At 68.4% G+C, this 14,815-nt stretch carries 13 protein-coding genes; 7 read left to right on the top strand and 6 right to left on the bottom strand.

From position 1 onward, the window contains the following. Window positions 1-2 precede the first annotated feature (2 nt). Window positions 3-1,313, top strand: a complete 1,311-nt coding sequence (gene egtB / locus RBR52_RS03535; protein ID WP_320375810.1) for an ergothioneine biosynthesis protein EgtB — start codon at window positions 3-5, stop codon at window positions 1,311-1,313. 35 nt (window positions 1,314-1,348) lie between these two features. After that, the gene (gene egtD, locus RBR52_RS03530; protein WP_320375809.1) at window positions 1,349-2,341 is read left to right on the top strand and encodes an L-histidine N(alpha)-methyltransferase; all 993 of its coding nucleotides are present in this window, start codon (window positions 1,349-1,351) and stop codon (window positions 2,339-2,341) included. Window positions 2,342-2,356: 15 nt separating this feature from the next. Here the strand turns inward: egtD and RBR52_RS03525 are convergent, their stop codons facing one another. The 4 genes from RBR52_RS03525 to RBR52_RS03510 form a co-directional block, all read right to left on the bottom strand. Further along, window positions 2,357-2,941, bottom strand: a complete 585-nt coding sequence (locus RBR52_RS03525; protein ID WP_413818287.1) for a response regulator transcription factor — start codon at window positions 2,939-2,941, stop codon at window positions 2,357-2,359. Next, on the bottom strand, window positions 2,926-4,218 hold the full coding sequence (locus RBR52_RS03520; protein ID WP_320375807.1) for an ATP-binding protein: 1,293 nt from the start codon (window positions 4,216-4,218) through the stop codon (window positions 2,926-2,928). The genes RBR52_RS03525 and RBR52_RS03520 overlap by 16 nt, the downstream gene beginning before the upstream one ends. A 91-nt stretch (window positions 4,219-4,309) precedes the next feature. After that, window positions 4,310-5,290 carry a quinone oxidoreductase gene (locus tag RBR52_RS03515; protein ID WP_320375806.1) on the bottom strand — a complete coding sequence of 327 codons (981 nt, stop codon included), beginning with the start codon at window positions 5,288-5,290 and terminating at the stop codon, window positions 4,310-4,312. A gap of 8 nt (window positions 5,291-5,298) precedes the next feature. Continuing rightward, window positions 5,299-6,519: an MFS transporter gene (locus tag RBR52_RS03510; protein WP_320375805.1), complete on the bottom strand. Its 1,221-nt coding sequence runs from the start codon at window positions 6,517-6,519 to the stop codon at window positions 5,299-5,301. 93 nt (window positions 6,520-6,612) lie between these two features. Here RBR52_RS03510 and RBR52_RS03505 point away from each other — a divergent pair, with 93 nt between their 5' ends. From RBR52_RS03505 to RBR52_RS03490, 4 genes are all read left to right on the top strand, one after another. Next, window positions 6,613-7,341: a response regulator gene (locus RBR52_RS03505; RefSeq protein WP_320375804.1), complete on the top strand. Its 729-nt coding sequence runs from the start codon at window positions 6,613-6,615 to the stop codon at window positions 7,339-7,341. Next, complete coding sequence (locus RBR52_RS03500; RefSeq protein ID WP_320375803.1) at window positions 7,338-8,681, top strand: ATP-binding protein; 1,344 nt, start codon at window positions 7,338-7,340, stop codon at window positions 8,679-8,681. Before RBR52_RS03505 ends, RBR52_RS03500 begins: the two co-directional genes overlap by 4 nt. 139 nt (window positions 8,682-8,820) lie before the next feature. Next, window positions 8,821-9,612, top strand: a complete 792-nt coding sequence (locus tag RBR52_RS03495) for a 3-hydroxybutyrate dehydrogenase (RefSeq protein ID WP_320375802.1) — start codon at window positions 8,821-8,823, stop codon at window positions 9,610-9,612. An 11-nt stretch (window positions 9,613-9,623) separates the two neighbouring features. Then, on the top strand, window positions 9,624-10,847 hold the full coding sequence (locus RBR52_RS03490; RefSeq protein ID WP_320375801.1) for a patatin-like phospholipase family protein: 1,224 nt from the start codon (window positions 9,624-9,626) through the stop codon (window positions 10,845-10,847). A 71-nt stretch (window positions 10,848-10,918) separates the two neighbouring features. Here the strand turns inward: RBR52_RS03490 and RBR52_RS03485 are convergent, their stop codons facing one another. Together RBR52_RS03485 and recG are read right to left on the bottom strand one after the other, a co-directional pair. Beyond that, window positions 10,919-11,866, bottom strand: coding sequence for a hydrogen peroxide-inducible genes activator (locus RBR52_RS03485; protein ID WP_320375800.1), 948 nt, complete (start codon window positions 11,864-11,866; stop codon window positions 10,919-10,921). Between the two features lie 144 nt (window positions 11,867-12,010). Further along, entirely contained in the window at window positions 12,011-14,182 is a 2,172-nt protein-coding gene (gene recG / locus RBR52_RS03480; protein WP_320375798.1) for an ATP-dependent DNA helicase RecG, read from the bottom strand. A 155-nt stretch (window positions 14,183-14,337) separates the two neighbouring features. On the opposite strand from recG, the gene RBR52_RS03475 reads away from it, so the two are divergent. Next, window positions 14,338-14,811 carry a hypothetical protein gene (locus RBR52_RS03475; RefSeq protein WP_320375797.1) on the top strand — a complete coding sequence of 158 codons (474 nt, stop codon included), beginning with the start codon at window positions 14,338-14,340 and terminating at the stop codon, window positions 14,809-14,811. Window positions 14,812-14,815: the final 4 nt, after the last annotated feature.

Below are 14,815 nucleotides of genomic sequence, written 5' to 3'. Positions count from 1 at the left end.
CCATGCCGACACTCGATCTGGCCTTGCCGTTGCATGCGCACGACACCCCGCACGACACCCTGTTGCAGGCCCTGCTGCAAACCCGCGCGCGCAGCGTGGCGCTGGTGCAGGGGCTGAGCGACGCCGACTGCACCGTGCAGTCCATGCCCGAGGCCAGCCCGGCAAAATGGCATCTGGCGCACACCACCTGGTTTTTCGAGGAATTCATCCTCACGCCTCACCTGCCGGGCTACCGCGTGTTCGATCCGGCATTTCGCTATCTCTTCAACTCGTATTACGACACCGTCGGGCCGCGCCATCCGCGACCGCAGCGCGGTCTGCTCACCCGGCCGACGCTCGAACAGATCCTCGCCTATCGCGCCCAGGTCGATGCGGCGCTGCAACGGCTTTCCCCAGGCACTGCGCCCACCGCCCTGCTCGACCTGGGATTGCACCACGAGCAACAGCATCAGGAATTGCTGCTCACCGATTTGCTGCATCTGTTTGCGCAAAACCCGCTGCACCCCGCGTATTGCGCCATGCCCGGCGCCGCGCCCGCCCCCATGCCCGCGGCGCAGAACCCTGAGCCGCTGCGCTGGGTGAGTTTCCCCTGCGGGCTGACCGCGATCGGCCATGCGGGCGAGGGCTTCGCCTTCGACAACGAAGGCCCGCGCCACCGCGTCTGGCTCGACGATTACGCCCTGGCGCACCGGGCCGTGAGCAACGCCGAATGGCTGGACTTCATCGCCGACGACGGCTACGCCACGCCCACCCTCTGGCTGGCCGACGGCTGGCGCTGGGTGCAGGAACAGAACATTCGCGCCCCCGCCTACTGGCAGGCGCACGACGATGGCTTTCACACCCAGGCCATGACCCTGCACGGCCTGCAGCCGCTGCTGCCGCAGGCGCCCGTGAGTCACATCAGCTTCTATGAAGCCGATGCCTACGCCCGCTGGGCCGGCGCCCGCCTGCCCACCGAGTTCGAGTGGGAAGCGGCGGCGCGACGCCAGCCGGCGCCGGCCGCGACGCCGTCGCAGTTCGCCGACCACCCCTGGCGCCTGCCCCTTCCCGCCGAAGACGCGCACGAGAACGGCCTGCAAGACCTCTGGGGCGGCGTGTGGGAATGGACCGCCAGCGCCTACCTGCCCTACCCTGGCTTTCGCCCGGCGCCCGGCGCCGTGGGCGAATACAACGGCAAGTTCATGAGCGGCCAGATGGTGTTGCGCGGCGGTTCCTGCGCCACGCCGCCCGGCCATATCCGAGCAACCTATCGCAACTTTTTCTACCCCCACCAGCGCTGGCAGTTCACCGGGCTGCGGCTGGCGCGGGGCTGAAATCGCAATGCTCTGTCCAAAAGAAAGGTACAGCGATGACCCCGCAAACCGCCGCCAAGCTGCACCCTCCCGACGCCCCCGATCTCGATCCCACCGACATCAACCCCGCCTTCGCCGACCAAGTGCTCGAAGGTCTGAGCGCCCATCCCAAGCACATCCCCTGCACCTGGTTCTACGACCGCCGCGGTTCGGAACTGTTCGAGCAGATCACCGAGCTGAACGAGTACTACCTCACCCGCAGCGAAACCGCGCTGCTGCGCGGCCTGCGCGCCGAGTTGTCCCGTCTGCCCGCTGGGGCGGCGGTGATCGAATTCGGCAGCGGCTCCAGCCGCAAGACGCCTTTGCTGCTCGATGCCTTGAACGCCCCCGCGAGCTACACCGCCATCGACATCAGCGGCGATTTCCTGCGTCAGTCGGTGCGCGCGCTGCAACTGCGTTTTCCCCGCCTGGCCGTACACGCACTGGAAGCCGACTTCACCGCCCCGCTGCGCTGGCCCGCCGCGCTTGAAGCCGATGTGCGGGAACAGCCCCGCATCGGCTTTTTTCCCGGCTCGACCATCGGCAACTTCACCCCGGAGCAGGCGGTGCGCTTTCTGCATGGCGCCGCGCTTTTTCTCGGCCCCGGCGCGCATCTCCTCGTCGGCGTGGACGGCACGCAGGACAAGGCCAAACTCATCCCCGCGTATGACGACGCCCGCGGCGTGACCGCGGCGTTCAACCGCAATCTGCTCACCCGCATCAACCGCGAACTCGGCGCCGACTTCAACCCGCAGGCTTTCCGGCATGTGGCGCGCTTCGACGCGGCGCACAGCCGCATCGAAATGCACCTGCTCAGCCCTGCGCCGCAGACCGTGCGACTGCTCGGGCAGCGCTTCACCTTTGCAGAGGGCGAAACCCTGCACACCGAAAACTCCTACAAATACCCTGTGGCGATGTTCCAGCGCCTGGCGCACGCTGCGGGCTGGACGCCGCATCAACACTGGCTCGCCGCCGATGCGGAGGTGGCGCTGCACTGGCTGCGGCGGTGATGCGGCCCTGCCGACTCAATGCGACTGTGAGTCCGGCGGCGCTTCGCGCACCGGGTGCTTGAGCAGCTTGCGCTGCAGGGTGCGGCGGTGCATCTGCAGCGCGCGGGCGGTGGCGGAGATATTGCCGTCGTGCTCGGCCAGCACTTTCTGGATGTGCTCCCATTCCAGCCGATCGACCGGCAGCGGTTGCGCGGCCACGGGACGGCCGGCCTCGGGTTCGTCCTGTTCCAGTGCGGCGAGGATGTCGCTCACCGTCGCCGGCTTGGGCAGATAGTTGGTCGCGCCGAGCTTGATGGCATCGACCGCGGTGGCGATGCTGGCATAGCCGGTGAGCAGCAGAATGCGCATCTCGGGATACGCTGCGCGCAGCGGGGCGATCAGCATGAGACCGCTGTCGCCGGGCAGGCGCAGATCGAGCACTGCGGCATCGAAAGCGGCTGTGCCGATCAGCGCGCGCGCCGCCGGCGCCGAATCGGCATGCCATACCGAAATACCGCGCCGTTCCATGGAGTTGCGCGTGGCCGCAGCCAGCGCGGCGTCATCTTCGACCAGCAAGAGATTCATGGATTTGTCATTTCTTGAGTTCAACTCCGCGGCCATTGCAGTGTGGCGCGCAGCCCGCCGCCTTCGCGTCGCGCCACGGTCAGCGTGCCGCCCAGACGCTCGATTCCGGCGCGCGCCAGCGCCAGCCCGAGGCCGCGCGTCTGGCCCTTGGTGCTGACGAAATCGTAGCCCGCCTGCGCCAAGCGGTCGTCGGGCAGGCCGGGGCCGCGGTCGAGCACGCTCACGCGCAGCCTGGCCGCGTCCCACTCGGCCTCGACTGCTACGGCGTCGGGACTGGCGTCGGCGGCGTTGTTGAGCAGGCTCACCAGCGCGGCGTTCAAACCGGCATCCACGCGCAGCGTGGGGGGCGCCCCGGCGGTACGCAAGGTCAGACCCGCCTGCGACTGTGGGCGCATGAGATGCCAGTGCTCCAGAGTCTGTTCCAGCCAGTGCGACAGCGTTTCGGTCTGTCCACTGCGTTCGCGCGCGGCACCTGCGGCGGCAGTGATGTGGCCGAGCACGGTGCGAATCTGCGCCACCTGCGCCTGCAAGCGCTGCAGTTGGGGGCCGAGTTCGTCGTCGCCCGCGTAGTCGGTCTGCAGATCGTCGACCGTCATCGCCAGGGTGGACACGGGCGTGGCGAGTTCATGCGCGGCGGCTGCGGCCTGCATGCCCAGCGCGAACAGATGCTGGTCGCGCAGCGCGACTTCACGGCTGCGGGCCAGTTCGACTTCACGCTCACGCAGTGCCGAAGCCAGCCGCGCCACCACCGCCGCCACCAGCAGCGCCGTGATGACGAAGTTGCCCCACATGCCCGAGAGATGCTCGCTGAGCATGCCGCTCATGACCCCGCAGGCCTCGGCCTGCGGCGCCGGGAAAAACGACACCAGCGAATAAAGCGTGATGACCGCGCCCGTCATGATCCAGACATAGGCCCCCGGCAAGGCCACCGCGCTGAGGATGAGCGGCACCAGCAGCAGGGAAATGATGGGGTTGACCTCGCCGCCGCTCCAATACACCAGCAGGGCGAGAATCAGGGCGTCGGCCAGAAGGTGGAGAAAACCACCGAAAGCGCCCAGCCCGCGGCGGCTGCGAATCTGCCACCCCAGCAGAGCGGCCAGCGCCGTCTGCAAGGCAATGAGGCCCAGCACTTTGTACAGCGGCCAGGTGATGTCGAGGAAGTGATGCGCCCAGGGCAGCATCGCCACCTCGGCCAGCAGCATGACCAAGCGCGCCGCCAGCAGACGGGTCAGGGTGACGGCAGGCAGAAGGGAAGGCGCGGACGCGCCCTGCCCTGTCAGGGGCACGCGCGGAATGCGGGAAGACAGCGGCATGGCCGCGATTTTATGGAGCCGTGGCTACGCAGCGATACGCGGTTCTCCCTGCGACGCGCTGCCGCAGGGAGAACCCGCAGGGGCATTCAGCTCAAGGCAGCAGCACCGTCGAGCCGATGGTCTTGCGGCTTTCGAGGTCGCGGTGCGCCTGCGCGGCGTCGGCCAGCGGGTAACGCTGGTTGATGTGGATTTCCACCTGCCCGCTGCGAATGAAGGCGAACAGCGCATCGGCCATTCTCTGCTTCACCACCGGGTCGGCCATATGCGTGCCCAGCGTGGGACGGGTGACGTAAAGCGAACCGGCAGCCGCCAGATCGGTGAGCTTGATCGGCGGCACCGCGCCCGAGGCGTTGCCAAAGCTCACCATCAGGCCGAAGGGCTGCAGGCAGGCGAGCGAACGCGCCCAGGTGTCGCGCCCCACGGAGTCATACACCACGGGTACGCCGCGCCCCGCGGTGAGGTCTTTCACCCGGGCGACGAAATCGTCGCGCACGTAGTCGATGGCGTGGGCGTAGCCGTTGTCCAGCGCCAGCGCGCATTTGTGCGCCGACCCGGCTGTGCCGATCAGCGTGGCGCCCAGCGCCCTTGCCATCTGCCCGGCAATCAGCCCGACCCCACCTGCCGCGGCGTGGAACAGCGCCACATCCCCGGCGTTCAGCGCCCGCGTGCGATGCAGCAGGTAATACGCGGTCAACCCCTTGAGCAGGCTGGCGGCGGCCACGTCGAAGCTGATGTCGTCGGGCAGTTTGATGAGCGGCGCAACCGGCACGATGCGCCGCTGCGCATAAGCGCCGGGCGCGCCGGTGCAATAGCCCACGCGGTCGCCCACGGCCAAGCCTTCCACCCCCGGCCCCACGGCCTCGATCACCCCGGCGGCCTCGCCGCCCAGACTGCCCGGCAGCGGCTGCGGGTACAGGCCGCTGCGGTGATACACATCGATGAAATTCAGCCCGATGGCCTCCTGGCGCACCAGCACCTCGCCGTAGCCGGGGTCCGGCAGTTCCAGCGTGCGCCACTGCAGCACTTCGGGGCCACCGTATTGATCGAAGCGAATCGCATGCGTCGTCGTCATGTCTCTTCCTATGTGGATGGCGGGTTTTCCTGCAGCCACAGCCACAGCGCGGGCAGGCACAGCAGCGCCAGCGCGGCCGCCAGCGTGAACAGCGCGCCGGAGCCGATGGCCTGCCACAGCCAACCGGCGCCGATGGCCGCGAGCAACTGCATCAGCCCGATGGTCAGGTGAAACAGGCCGAACGCGGTGCCGCGCAAGGCGGGCGGCGCGGTTTCGGCCACGGCTGCGGAGAGTAAACCCTGCGTGAGCCCCATGTGCAGCCCCCACAGCGCAACCCCCAGCCAGAATCCGGGCATTCCCAGCGGCAACACCCCGCCGAGCAAGAGCATGGACGCCGCCAGCACCGCCAGCCCCAGACCGAACAGCCGCTTGCGCCCCCAGCGCGCCGCCAGCACGCCCACCGGATAGGCCGACAGCGCATAGGTGAGCGACAGCACCAGCGTGACCAGCGCGATCCACAGCACCGACACGCCGACCTGATCGCCGCGCAGCACCAGAAACGCCTCGGTCAGCCGCGCCACGGTGGACAACGCGGCCAGGCCGACGACCTGCCAGAATGCCGGGGGCAGCCCGCGCGCCGCGCGCCAGTCCACGCGCTTCTTGCCTGCCTTGGCGCTGGCCATGCCCGTGCCGACCCGGCTCGGCTCGCGCACGCCAAACGCCAGAATCGCCACGGCGATCACCGCCGGAATCACGCCGAACCACAGCACCAGCCGCAGGTTGTCGGCATACAGCGCCAGCAGGACGATGGCCGCCAGCGGCCCCAGCGTCGCGCCCACGGTATCCAGGCTCTGCCGCAGGCCATAGGCGGCATTGCGCAGCTCGGGCGGCGTGGCGTCGGCCACCAGCGCGTCGCGCGGGGCGCCGCGTATGCCCTTGCCGATGCGGTCGATGAAACGCGCCGCGATCACCTCGCCCGCCCCCGAAGCCAGCGGAAACAGCGGCTTGGTCAGCGCCGACAGGCCATAGCCCGTCACCGCCAGCCATTTGCGCGAGCCGATGCGGTCTGACCACACGCCAGACACCACCTTGAGCATCGACGCCGTAGCCTCGGCGATGCCCTCGACCACGCCCACGCTGAGCACGCTCAGGCCCAGCACCGTGGTCATATAGACCGGCAGCAGCGCGTGGATGAGTTCGGACGACGTGTCCATGAACAGGCTGACCAGACCCAGCAGCCACACGGTGCGGGGCAGGCGGTTGGCGGCTCCATCGAAAGAAATTCGCATAGGGGCAGTTTGTGGGTTGGCGCGCTGGATGTTAAGCGCAGTCTAAGCGCCCGCCGCTAAAGTGCGATCCATGTCCGTTTGCCATCCCACCCCATGCGCCTGCTCCTGGTCGAAGATGATGTGATGATCGGCGAAAGCGTGCTCGACGCGCTGCGCGGCGAGGGCTACGCGGTGGACTGGGTGCGCGACGGCGCCGTGGCCGACTCGGCGCTGCGCACCGAGCAGTACGACCTGGTGCTGCTCGATCTGGGCCTGCCCAGGATGGACGGCATCGCCGTGCTCAAGGCGCTGCGGGCGCGGCGCGAGGCCACGCCGGTGCTCATCGCCACCGCGCGCGACGCCGTGTCCGCGCGCATCGCCGGGCTGGACGCCGGGGCCGACGACTATGTGCTCAAGCCCTACGACCTCGACGAGCTCTCCGCCCGCATCCGCGCGCTGCTGCGCCGCGCCGCAGGCCGGGCCGAGCCGGTGTTCAGCTACGGCCGCATCAGCCTGAACCCGGCCACGCACGAGGCGCTGCTGGACGGCGAGCCCGTCCCCCTGTCGCAGCGCGAGTGGGCCGTGCTCGAAGCGCTGATCGCCCGCCCCGGCATGATTCTGTCGCGCGCCCAGATCGAAGAAAAACTCTATAGCTGGAAGGACGAAATTTCGAGCAATGCGGTCGAGGTGTACGTGCACAGCCTGCGCAAGAAACTCGGACCCGATCTCATCCGCAACATTCGCGGCATGGGCTATATGATCGCCAAGCAGCCCGCGCCTGGCGCGGCTTCGGCTCACAACGCCAGTGGTGCGCAAGGCGGCGGCGATGGGAGCGGCGATTGAAATCGCTGCGCGCCCGGCTGCTGCTGCTGCTCTCGGTGGCCATCACCCTGGCGGCACTGGTGCAGGCCGTGGCCGTGTTCCGCAACGCCATGAACGAAGCCGATGCGGTGTTCGACTATCACCTGCAGCAACTCGCCCTGTCCCTGGCCAGCGGCGACATGGGCCTGCCCGGCTTCGGCCCCAACGTCAGCGCGGGCAACGATGTGGATTACGTCGTGCAGGTCTGGGCGCCCGACGGCCGCCGCATCTACGTCTCGCGCCCGCGCAGCGAACTGCCCAGCCAGGCCGTGCTGGGCTACACCAATGTGCAGGTCGGCGGCGAGCAGTGGCGCGTCTATTCCATGCAGGCGGGCGGGCGCACCATTCAGGTCGGCCAGAGCACGGCCACGCGGCAGGCGCTGGCGCTGGGCTTTGCGCTGCGCTCTATCTGGCCCATGGCGGTCATGGCCCCGCTGCTGCTGCTGGCCGTGGCCTGGGTGGTGCGGCGCTCGCTGCGGCCGCTGAGCGATCTGTCGCGCGAACTGCAGAACCGCGCCGCCACCAGTTTCGACCCGCTCGACCCGCACCCCGTGGTCAGCGAAATGCAGCCGGTGGTGCGGGCGATGAATGGCCTGTTCTCGCGCACCCGGCAGGCCTTCGACGCGCAGCGCATGTTCGTGGCCGACGCCGCGCATGAACTGCGCTCGCCGCTGGCCGCGCTCAAGGTGCAGGTGCAGATGCTCGGGCGCGCGCACGACGAAGCGCAGCGCGGCGTGGCGCTGGCCCGGCTGGAAAGCGGCATCGACCGCGCCAGCCATCTGGTCGAGCAACTGCTGCAGCTCGCGCGCAACGAGTCGGGCGCCGAAGAAGCGCTCGGCCCGGTGAGTCTGCTCGACACCGCGCGGCTGGCGCTGTCGGACACGGCCGAACTCGCGCTGGTGCGCGGCGTGGACGCCGGGCTGGAAGATGCCGAAGACTGCACCGTGCTCGCCCCGGCCAGCGGCCTGCGCATTCTGGTGCGCAATCTGGTGGACAACGCCCTGCGCTACACCCCGAGCGGCGGCCGGGTGGACGTGCGGGTGCGCTGCGAGATGCAGCCCGGTCAACCCACGCCGCAACGCATGGCCTTGCTCGAAGTGGACGACTCCGGCCCCGGCATTCCGCCCGAAGACCGCGAGCGCGTGTTCGACCGCTTCTACCGCCGCGATGGCAGCCCCGCCGGCGGCAGCGGCCTGGGGCTGGCCATCGTGCGCAGCGTGGCCGAGCGCTGCGGCGCCTGCATTCAACTCGGCACCTCCCCGCTGGGCGGACTGCGGGTGCGGGTGATTTTTGCACCATCGCCGCCGCCACACCCGCATTGACGCCTGAATAAACCCGCTTTCAGCCCAGGTTAAGCCCCCGCTTCCATGCTCTGAACAGAGCGGCGGCCACGCTTGCCGCTTCGCAACAATTGCGCTTGAATCGATTCGCCTTTGCTTACTTTTCCACCAGGAGACTCTCATGACCCTGCAACTCAGCCTCAAGGACAAAACTGCTCTCATCACCGGCGCTGCCAGCGGCATCGGCAAGGAGATTGCCCAAACCTATGCCCAGGCCGGCGCCAAGGTCGCCATCGCCGACCTCAATCTCGACGCCGCCCGCGCCACCGCCGAAGCCATCAACAAGGCCGGTGGCAAGGCGATGGGCGTAGCGATGAACGTGACCGACGAAGCGCAGGTGAACGCGGGTTGCGAGGCGGTGGCCAAGGCCTTTGGCCCGGTGGACATTCTGGTGTCCAACGCCGGCATCCAGATCGTCAACCCGATCGAAGACTTCGCCTTCGCCGACTGGAAAAAACTGCTCGCCATCCACCTCGACGGCGCCTTTCTCACCACCAAGGCGGTGCTGCCCGGCATGTATGCCAAAAAGGGCGGCGTCGTCATCTACATGGGCTCGGTGCATTCGCACGAGGCCAGCAAGCTCAAGAGCGCCTACGTCACCGCCAAGCATGGGCTGCTCGGGCTGGCGCGGGTGCTGGCCAAGGAAGGCGGGCCCAAGGGCGTGCGCTCGCACGTCATCTGCCCCGGCTTCGTGCGCACTCCGCTGGTGGAAAAACAGATTCCCGAGCAGGCCAGGGAACTGCACATCAGCGAAGACGAGGTGATCAAGAACGTGATGCTGAAAGACACGGTGGATGGCGAATTCACCACCACGGCCGACATCGCCCATCTCGCGCTGTTCCTCGCCGCCTTCCCCACGGCCGCACTCACCGGCCAGTCCATCGTCGCCAGCCACGGCTGGTGCATGATCTAAAGGCGCAAGTCATGACGACCACCACGACCTCTCGCCGTGCGCCCCGGCCCAAGACCGAGGCAGAACCCGCCGAATCCGCGCCGTCCTGCCGTGCAGACGCGGTGCTGGCACAGGTGCGCAACTACGACCGCATCGCCCTGGTGCTGCAAGGCGGCGGCGCGCTCGGCGCCTATCAGTGCGGCGTGGTCGAGGCGCTGGAAGACTGCGGCGTGCATCCGCACTGGGTGGCGGGCATCTCCATCGGCTCGATCAACGCCGCGCTGATCGCGGGCAACCCACCGGGTGAGCGCACCGCCGCGCTGCGCGCCTTCTGGGAAACCGTGACCCAGCAGCCGCTGCTGCCCACCCTGCCCTGGGAACACGGCGCCGCACTGGGCTGGATTCCCGAACCGCTGCAACCTCAGCTTGCCGCGCTGCAGGGGCTGCGCGCCGTGCTCGAAGGCCAGCGGGGATTCTTTCTGCCGCGCTGGCCGCTGGGCGGCAGCGGCCCGACACAGGCCAGCTTCTTTGATACCGCGCCGCTGCGCGACACGCTCACCCGGCTGGTCGATTTCGACCGCCTCAACAGCGGCGAAACCCGTATCAGCGTGAGCGCAGTGAATGTGCGCAGCGGCAACCTGGTGGTGTTCGACAGCGCCGAAATGCGTCTCGGCCCCGAGCACATCATGGCCTCGGGCGCGCTGCCGCCGGGCTTTCCCGCGGTGGAAATCGACGGCGAGTTCTACTGGGACGGCGGACTGGTGTCGAACACGCCCCTGTCGCAGGTGCTCGGCGGCCACCCCAGCCACAACACCCTGGTGTTCCAGGTCGACCTGTGGAGCGCGCAGGGCGATGCGCCACAGAATTTGATGGACGTGGCCGAGCGGCAGAAAGACATCCAGTATTCCAGCCGCACACGCACCATCACCGACACGCTGCAGCGCGCCCAGCAGCAGCGCCGCATCCTGCGCGAGCTGCTCGCGCGCATTCCCGCCGAACTGCGCGATGGCGACGCGCTGTGCCGGGAAGTGCAGACGATGGCGCGGGACAAGCGCTACAACGTCATCCACCTGATCTACCGTCACAAGCCATTCGACGGCCCGGGCAAGGACTACACCTTCGGTCGCGCCGAAATGCGCGCGCACTGGCGCAGCGGCCTGAGCGACATGCACCGCACCCTCGACCACCCGGGCTGGTTCGCCCTGCCCGGCGCCGAACGGGGTTTCGTCGCGCACGACGTGCACACGCAGGCTTGAGGCTTACCCCTCCAGGAAAGAACCGAAAAATCCCTCCTCCGCTTGCGGGGGAAGTTGGAAGGGGGTGCCGATCAAGGCGTGAGCAGGGTCACGCCGGGCAGGTCGCAGGCCATGACCGCCAGTCGCAGCGCGGCGATGGCCTCGTGCCGGGTGAAGCTCTTGCGCCAGGCCAGCACCACGCGGCGCGTGGGTGGCGGATCGGTGAAGGGCACATAGCGGACATGATCGGTGCCGGGGTCGGCCGCATGCGGCACGTCCTGCCGCGGCACCGACAGCTTGGGCACCACGGTGATGCCCATGCCCGAGGCCACCATCTGCTTGATGGTCTCCAGCGACGAGCCCTCGAAGCTCTTGCGTATGCCTTCCGAACTGGGCGAAAACCGGGCGAATTCCGGGCAGACCTCGAGCACATGGTCGCGGAAACAGTGGCCGACGCCCAGCAGCAGCATGGTCTCGTCCTTGATGGCCTCGGCGCTCAATGCCTTGCTGCCCGCCAGCGCATGGCCGCGCGGCACGGCGATCATGAACGGCTCGTCGTACAGCGGCACAACCGCCAGCCCCTGGTCGGGAAACGGCTCGGCCAGAATCGCCGCATCGAGTTCGCCGTTGCGCAGCATTTCCAGCAGCCGGGTGGTGAAGTTCTCCTGCAGCAGCAGCGGCATTTGCGGGCTGCGTTCGATGACGTTGCGCACCAGTTCGGGCAGCAGATAGGGGGCGATGGTGTAGATCACCCCCAGCCGCAGCGGCCCGGCCAGCGGATCCTTGCCGCGCTTGGCGATTTCCTTGATGGCCGCGGCCTGCTCGATGACGCGCTGCGCCTGCTCGACTATGGCCTCGCCGATCGGCGTGACGCTGACCTCGCTGCCGCCACGCTCGAACAGACGCACGTCGAGCTCGTCTTCGAGCTTCTTGATGGCGACCGACAGGGTGGGCTGGCTGACGAAACAGGCCTCGGCGGCACGACCGAAATGCCGCTCGCGGGCGACGGCGACGATATAGCGCAATTCCGTGAGTGTCATAGAAGGAATTGAAACAGAAACACGGTCAGATTGTGTCAATCAATGCAAGCGAAATCACCTGGAAGACCTCAGGTTTCAGCCCCTCCCCCGCTGGCGGGGGAGGTTGGGAGGGGGAGAAGTGGGGAAGGAGTGAATCACTGCCCCTCACGCGCCGAGCCAGTCGCAGCCCTCGCCGAGCCAGCGCGCCACATGGTGCCGGGCGGCTTCGGGGGCGGCGATCAGCAGACGTTGCGCCGCGTCGCGTGCGGCTTCGAGCAGATCGGTGTCCTGCGCCAGATCGGCAAGCCGCAAGCCGGGCACGCCCGACTGCCGCAGCCCCAGCAGTTCGCCCGGGCCGCGCAGCTCCAGGTCTTTCTGCGCCAGGGCAAAGCCGTCGCTGAGTTCGCGCATCGCCGCCAGACGCTCACGTGCCGTGGGCGACAGCGGCGAGGTGAACAGCAGCACACAATCGGACTGCGCCGCCCCGCGCCCCACCCGCCCGCGCAGTTGATGCAGTTGCGACAGCCCGAAGCGCTCGGCATGTTCGATGACCATCAGGCTGGCGCCCGGCACGTCCACCCCGACCTCGATCACCGTGGTGGCCACCAGCAGGCCGATGTCGCCCGCGCTGAACGCCTGCATGGTGGCCCGCTTTTCCTGTGCTTTCATGCGGCCATGCAGCAGGCCCACCCGCACCTGGCCGGGCAGGGCTGCCAGCGCGGCGCTGAGTTCGGCGTGGGTGGCCAGGGCGTTTTGCAAGTCCAGGGTTTCGCTTTCGTCCACCAGCGGGCAGACCCAGTAGGCCTGACGCCCTTGCGCGATCAGCCCGCCGATGCGGGCGATGAGTTCTTCGCGCCGCTCGGCGCTGATGACGCTGGTGCGCACCGGCGTTCTGCCCGGCGGCAAGACATCGATGGTGGACACGTCCAGATCGCCGAACAGCGCCATCGCCAGGGTGCGCGGAATGGGCGTGGCGCTCATCATCAGCAGATGCGGTTGCAGGCCGCTGCTCTGCGTGCCCGCGCGCAGGCTGTCGCGCAGCGCCAGACGCTGCGCCACGCCGAAACGGTGCTGCTCGTCGACGATGGCCAGCCCGAGTCGGGCAAAACGCACCTGCGACTGAATCACGGCGTGGGTGCCCAGCACGAGCTGCGCCTGTCCGCTTGCCACCCGCTGCAGCGCGGCCTCGCGCTCTTTCTTGGTCTGACTGCCCGACAACCACGCCACGCCCACGCCCAGCGGCTCCAGCCAGTCGGCGAGCTTGCGCGCATGTTGCGCCGCGAGGATTTCGGTGGGCGCCATCAGCGCGCACTGCCAGCCCGCGGCAATGGCCTGCGCCGCCGCCAGCGCGGCCACGACGGTCTTGCCACTGCCCACGTCGCCCTGCAGCAGGCGGTGCATCGGCGCGGCCTGCGCGAGGTCGGCGGCGATCTCGCCCACACAGCGCGCCTGCGCCGCGGTGAGGGGGAAGGGTATGGCAGCGCGCAGTCGTGCCGGCAGGCTGTGCGCCGCGTCCCCCTCACCGATCCCGTTTGCTGCGGACAGCGCGGGCGCCTGCCACCGCTGCCTTTGCGCCCGGGCCTGCTGCTGCGCCAGTTGCTGCGCCAGCAGTTCGTCGAATTTCAGCCGACGCTGCGCCGGATGCGTGCCCGCCGCCAACGCAGGCAGAGCCGAGGCCGGCGGGGCATGCAGGATGCGCAGACTCCAGGCCAGATCGGGCAGACCCTGGCGCGTCAATTCCTGCTGCGGCACGGTGTCGCGCCAATCCAGACGCGCCAACACTGCGGCCACCGCCTTGCGCAAATAGCTCTGCGGCACGCCTGCAGTGGTCGGGTATACCGGCGTGAGCGTGGTCGGCAAGGGCGCGTTTGCCTCCACGCTCTTCCAGCCGGGATGCACCATCTCCCAGCCGAACAAGCCCTGCCGCACCGGCCCATGCACCCGCAGCCGCGCGCCGGGTTGCAGGGTTTTGAGCTGATTGGGGTAGAAGTGGAACAGCCGCAGCGTGAGGGTTTCGTCGGCTGCATCCGCATCGCGCAACCGCACCAGCAACTGCCTGCGCGGTGCGCGACCCTGCACCTGCGCGTCGATCACCACGGCATCGGCGGTGACGACCGCGCCATCGCGCAGCGCGTGCAGGGGGGTGAGCCGCGTTTCGTCCGCGTAGCGCAGCGGCAGGTGCAGCGCGAGGTCCCAGTCGGTGCGCAGACCCAGGCGGGCGAGCGGCGTGGATCGTGCCGCTCGGGTCTTTCCCGCCGGATCCTTGCGAGGCGCGCCTGGCCGCGGCGGCGTATCGGCAAAGGGTTCTCGCTGAGAGGGCTTGCGCTTGGCGATCATCGGGGCATTTTAGAAATTAGAAATTGCAGAGTCGTCGCCTGAGCATCCACCCGGCATGACGCACCGGCCGGGTACCGAATCCCCCCAAAATCACCCCGCTCTCACGGGTTTTTGTGAGTCTCGTTATAGTCGTTACAAATTTACGCATTCCGCCCATGTCCAAAGCCCTCTCCACCGTGCGCACAGCCTGGTTCTCCATGCTGGTGCTGCTGCTTGGGCTGATGCCATTCATTCATGGGCATCTGGGTCAGCCGGTGCAAGGCGGCTGGCACATCCACGTGTTGTCGGCGGCGGCCGAAGTGCAGGCCAGCCCGGCATTCGAGGGCCTGGCCTGCCTTGACGGCCCCTCTCGACACGCGGTGCAGCGTTCGGGTCTTGCGCTGCAGGCGCCCGAGCCCAGCGATGTGGAACTGGCCTCGGGGATTGCCCAATCCCGGCTGTCCCAAATCCGTCTGGCCAGCGTCTTCAGCGACACCGAAGCCGTGCTGCCGGCGTTTGTCTTGGCGTCACAGCGCGCTTTGACCCCCATCGCGCTCATCTCTTGGCCGCAAACCTCGGGTGACGCGCTGCCGCGCGTTCACCACGGCCTGCCGCCTCCCGGCCAGGCTCCGCCCTCCACTCTGGTCTGACACG

This window comes from Thiomonas sp., assembly GCF_034007205.1.
Taxonomy (GTDB): Bacteria; Pseudomonadota; Gammaproteobacteria; order Burkholderiales; family Burkholderiaceae_C; genus Thiomonas.
Note: the sequence above shows the minus strand (reverse complement) of the source record. Positions and strands in the feature narration are given on the sequence as shown.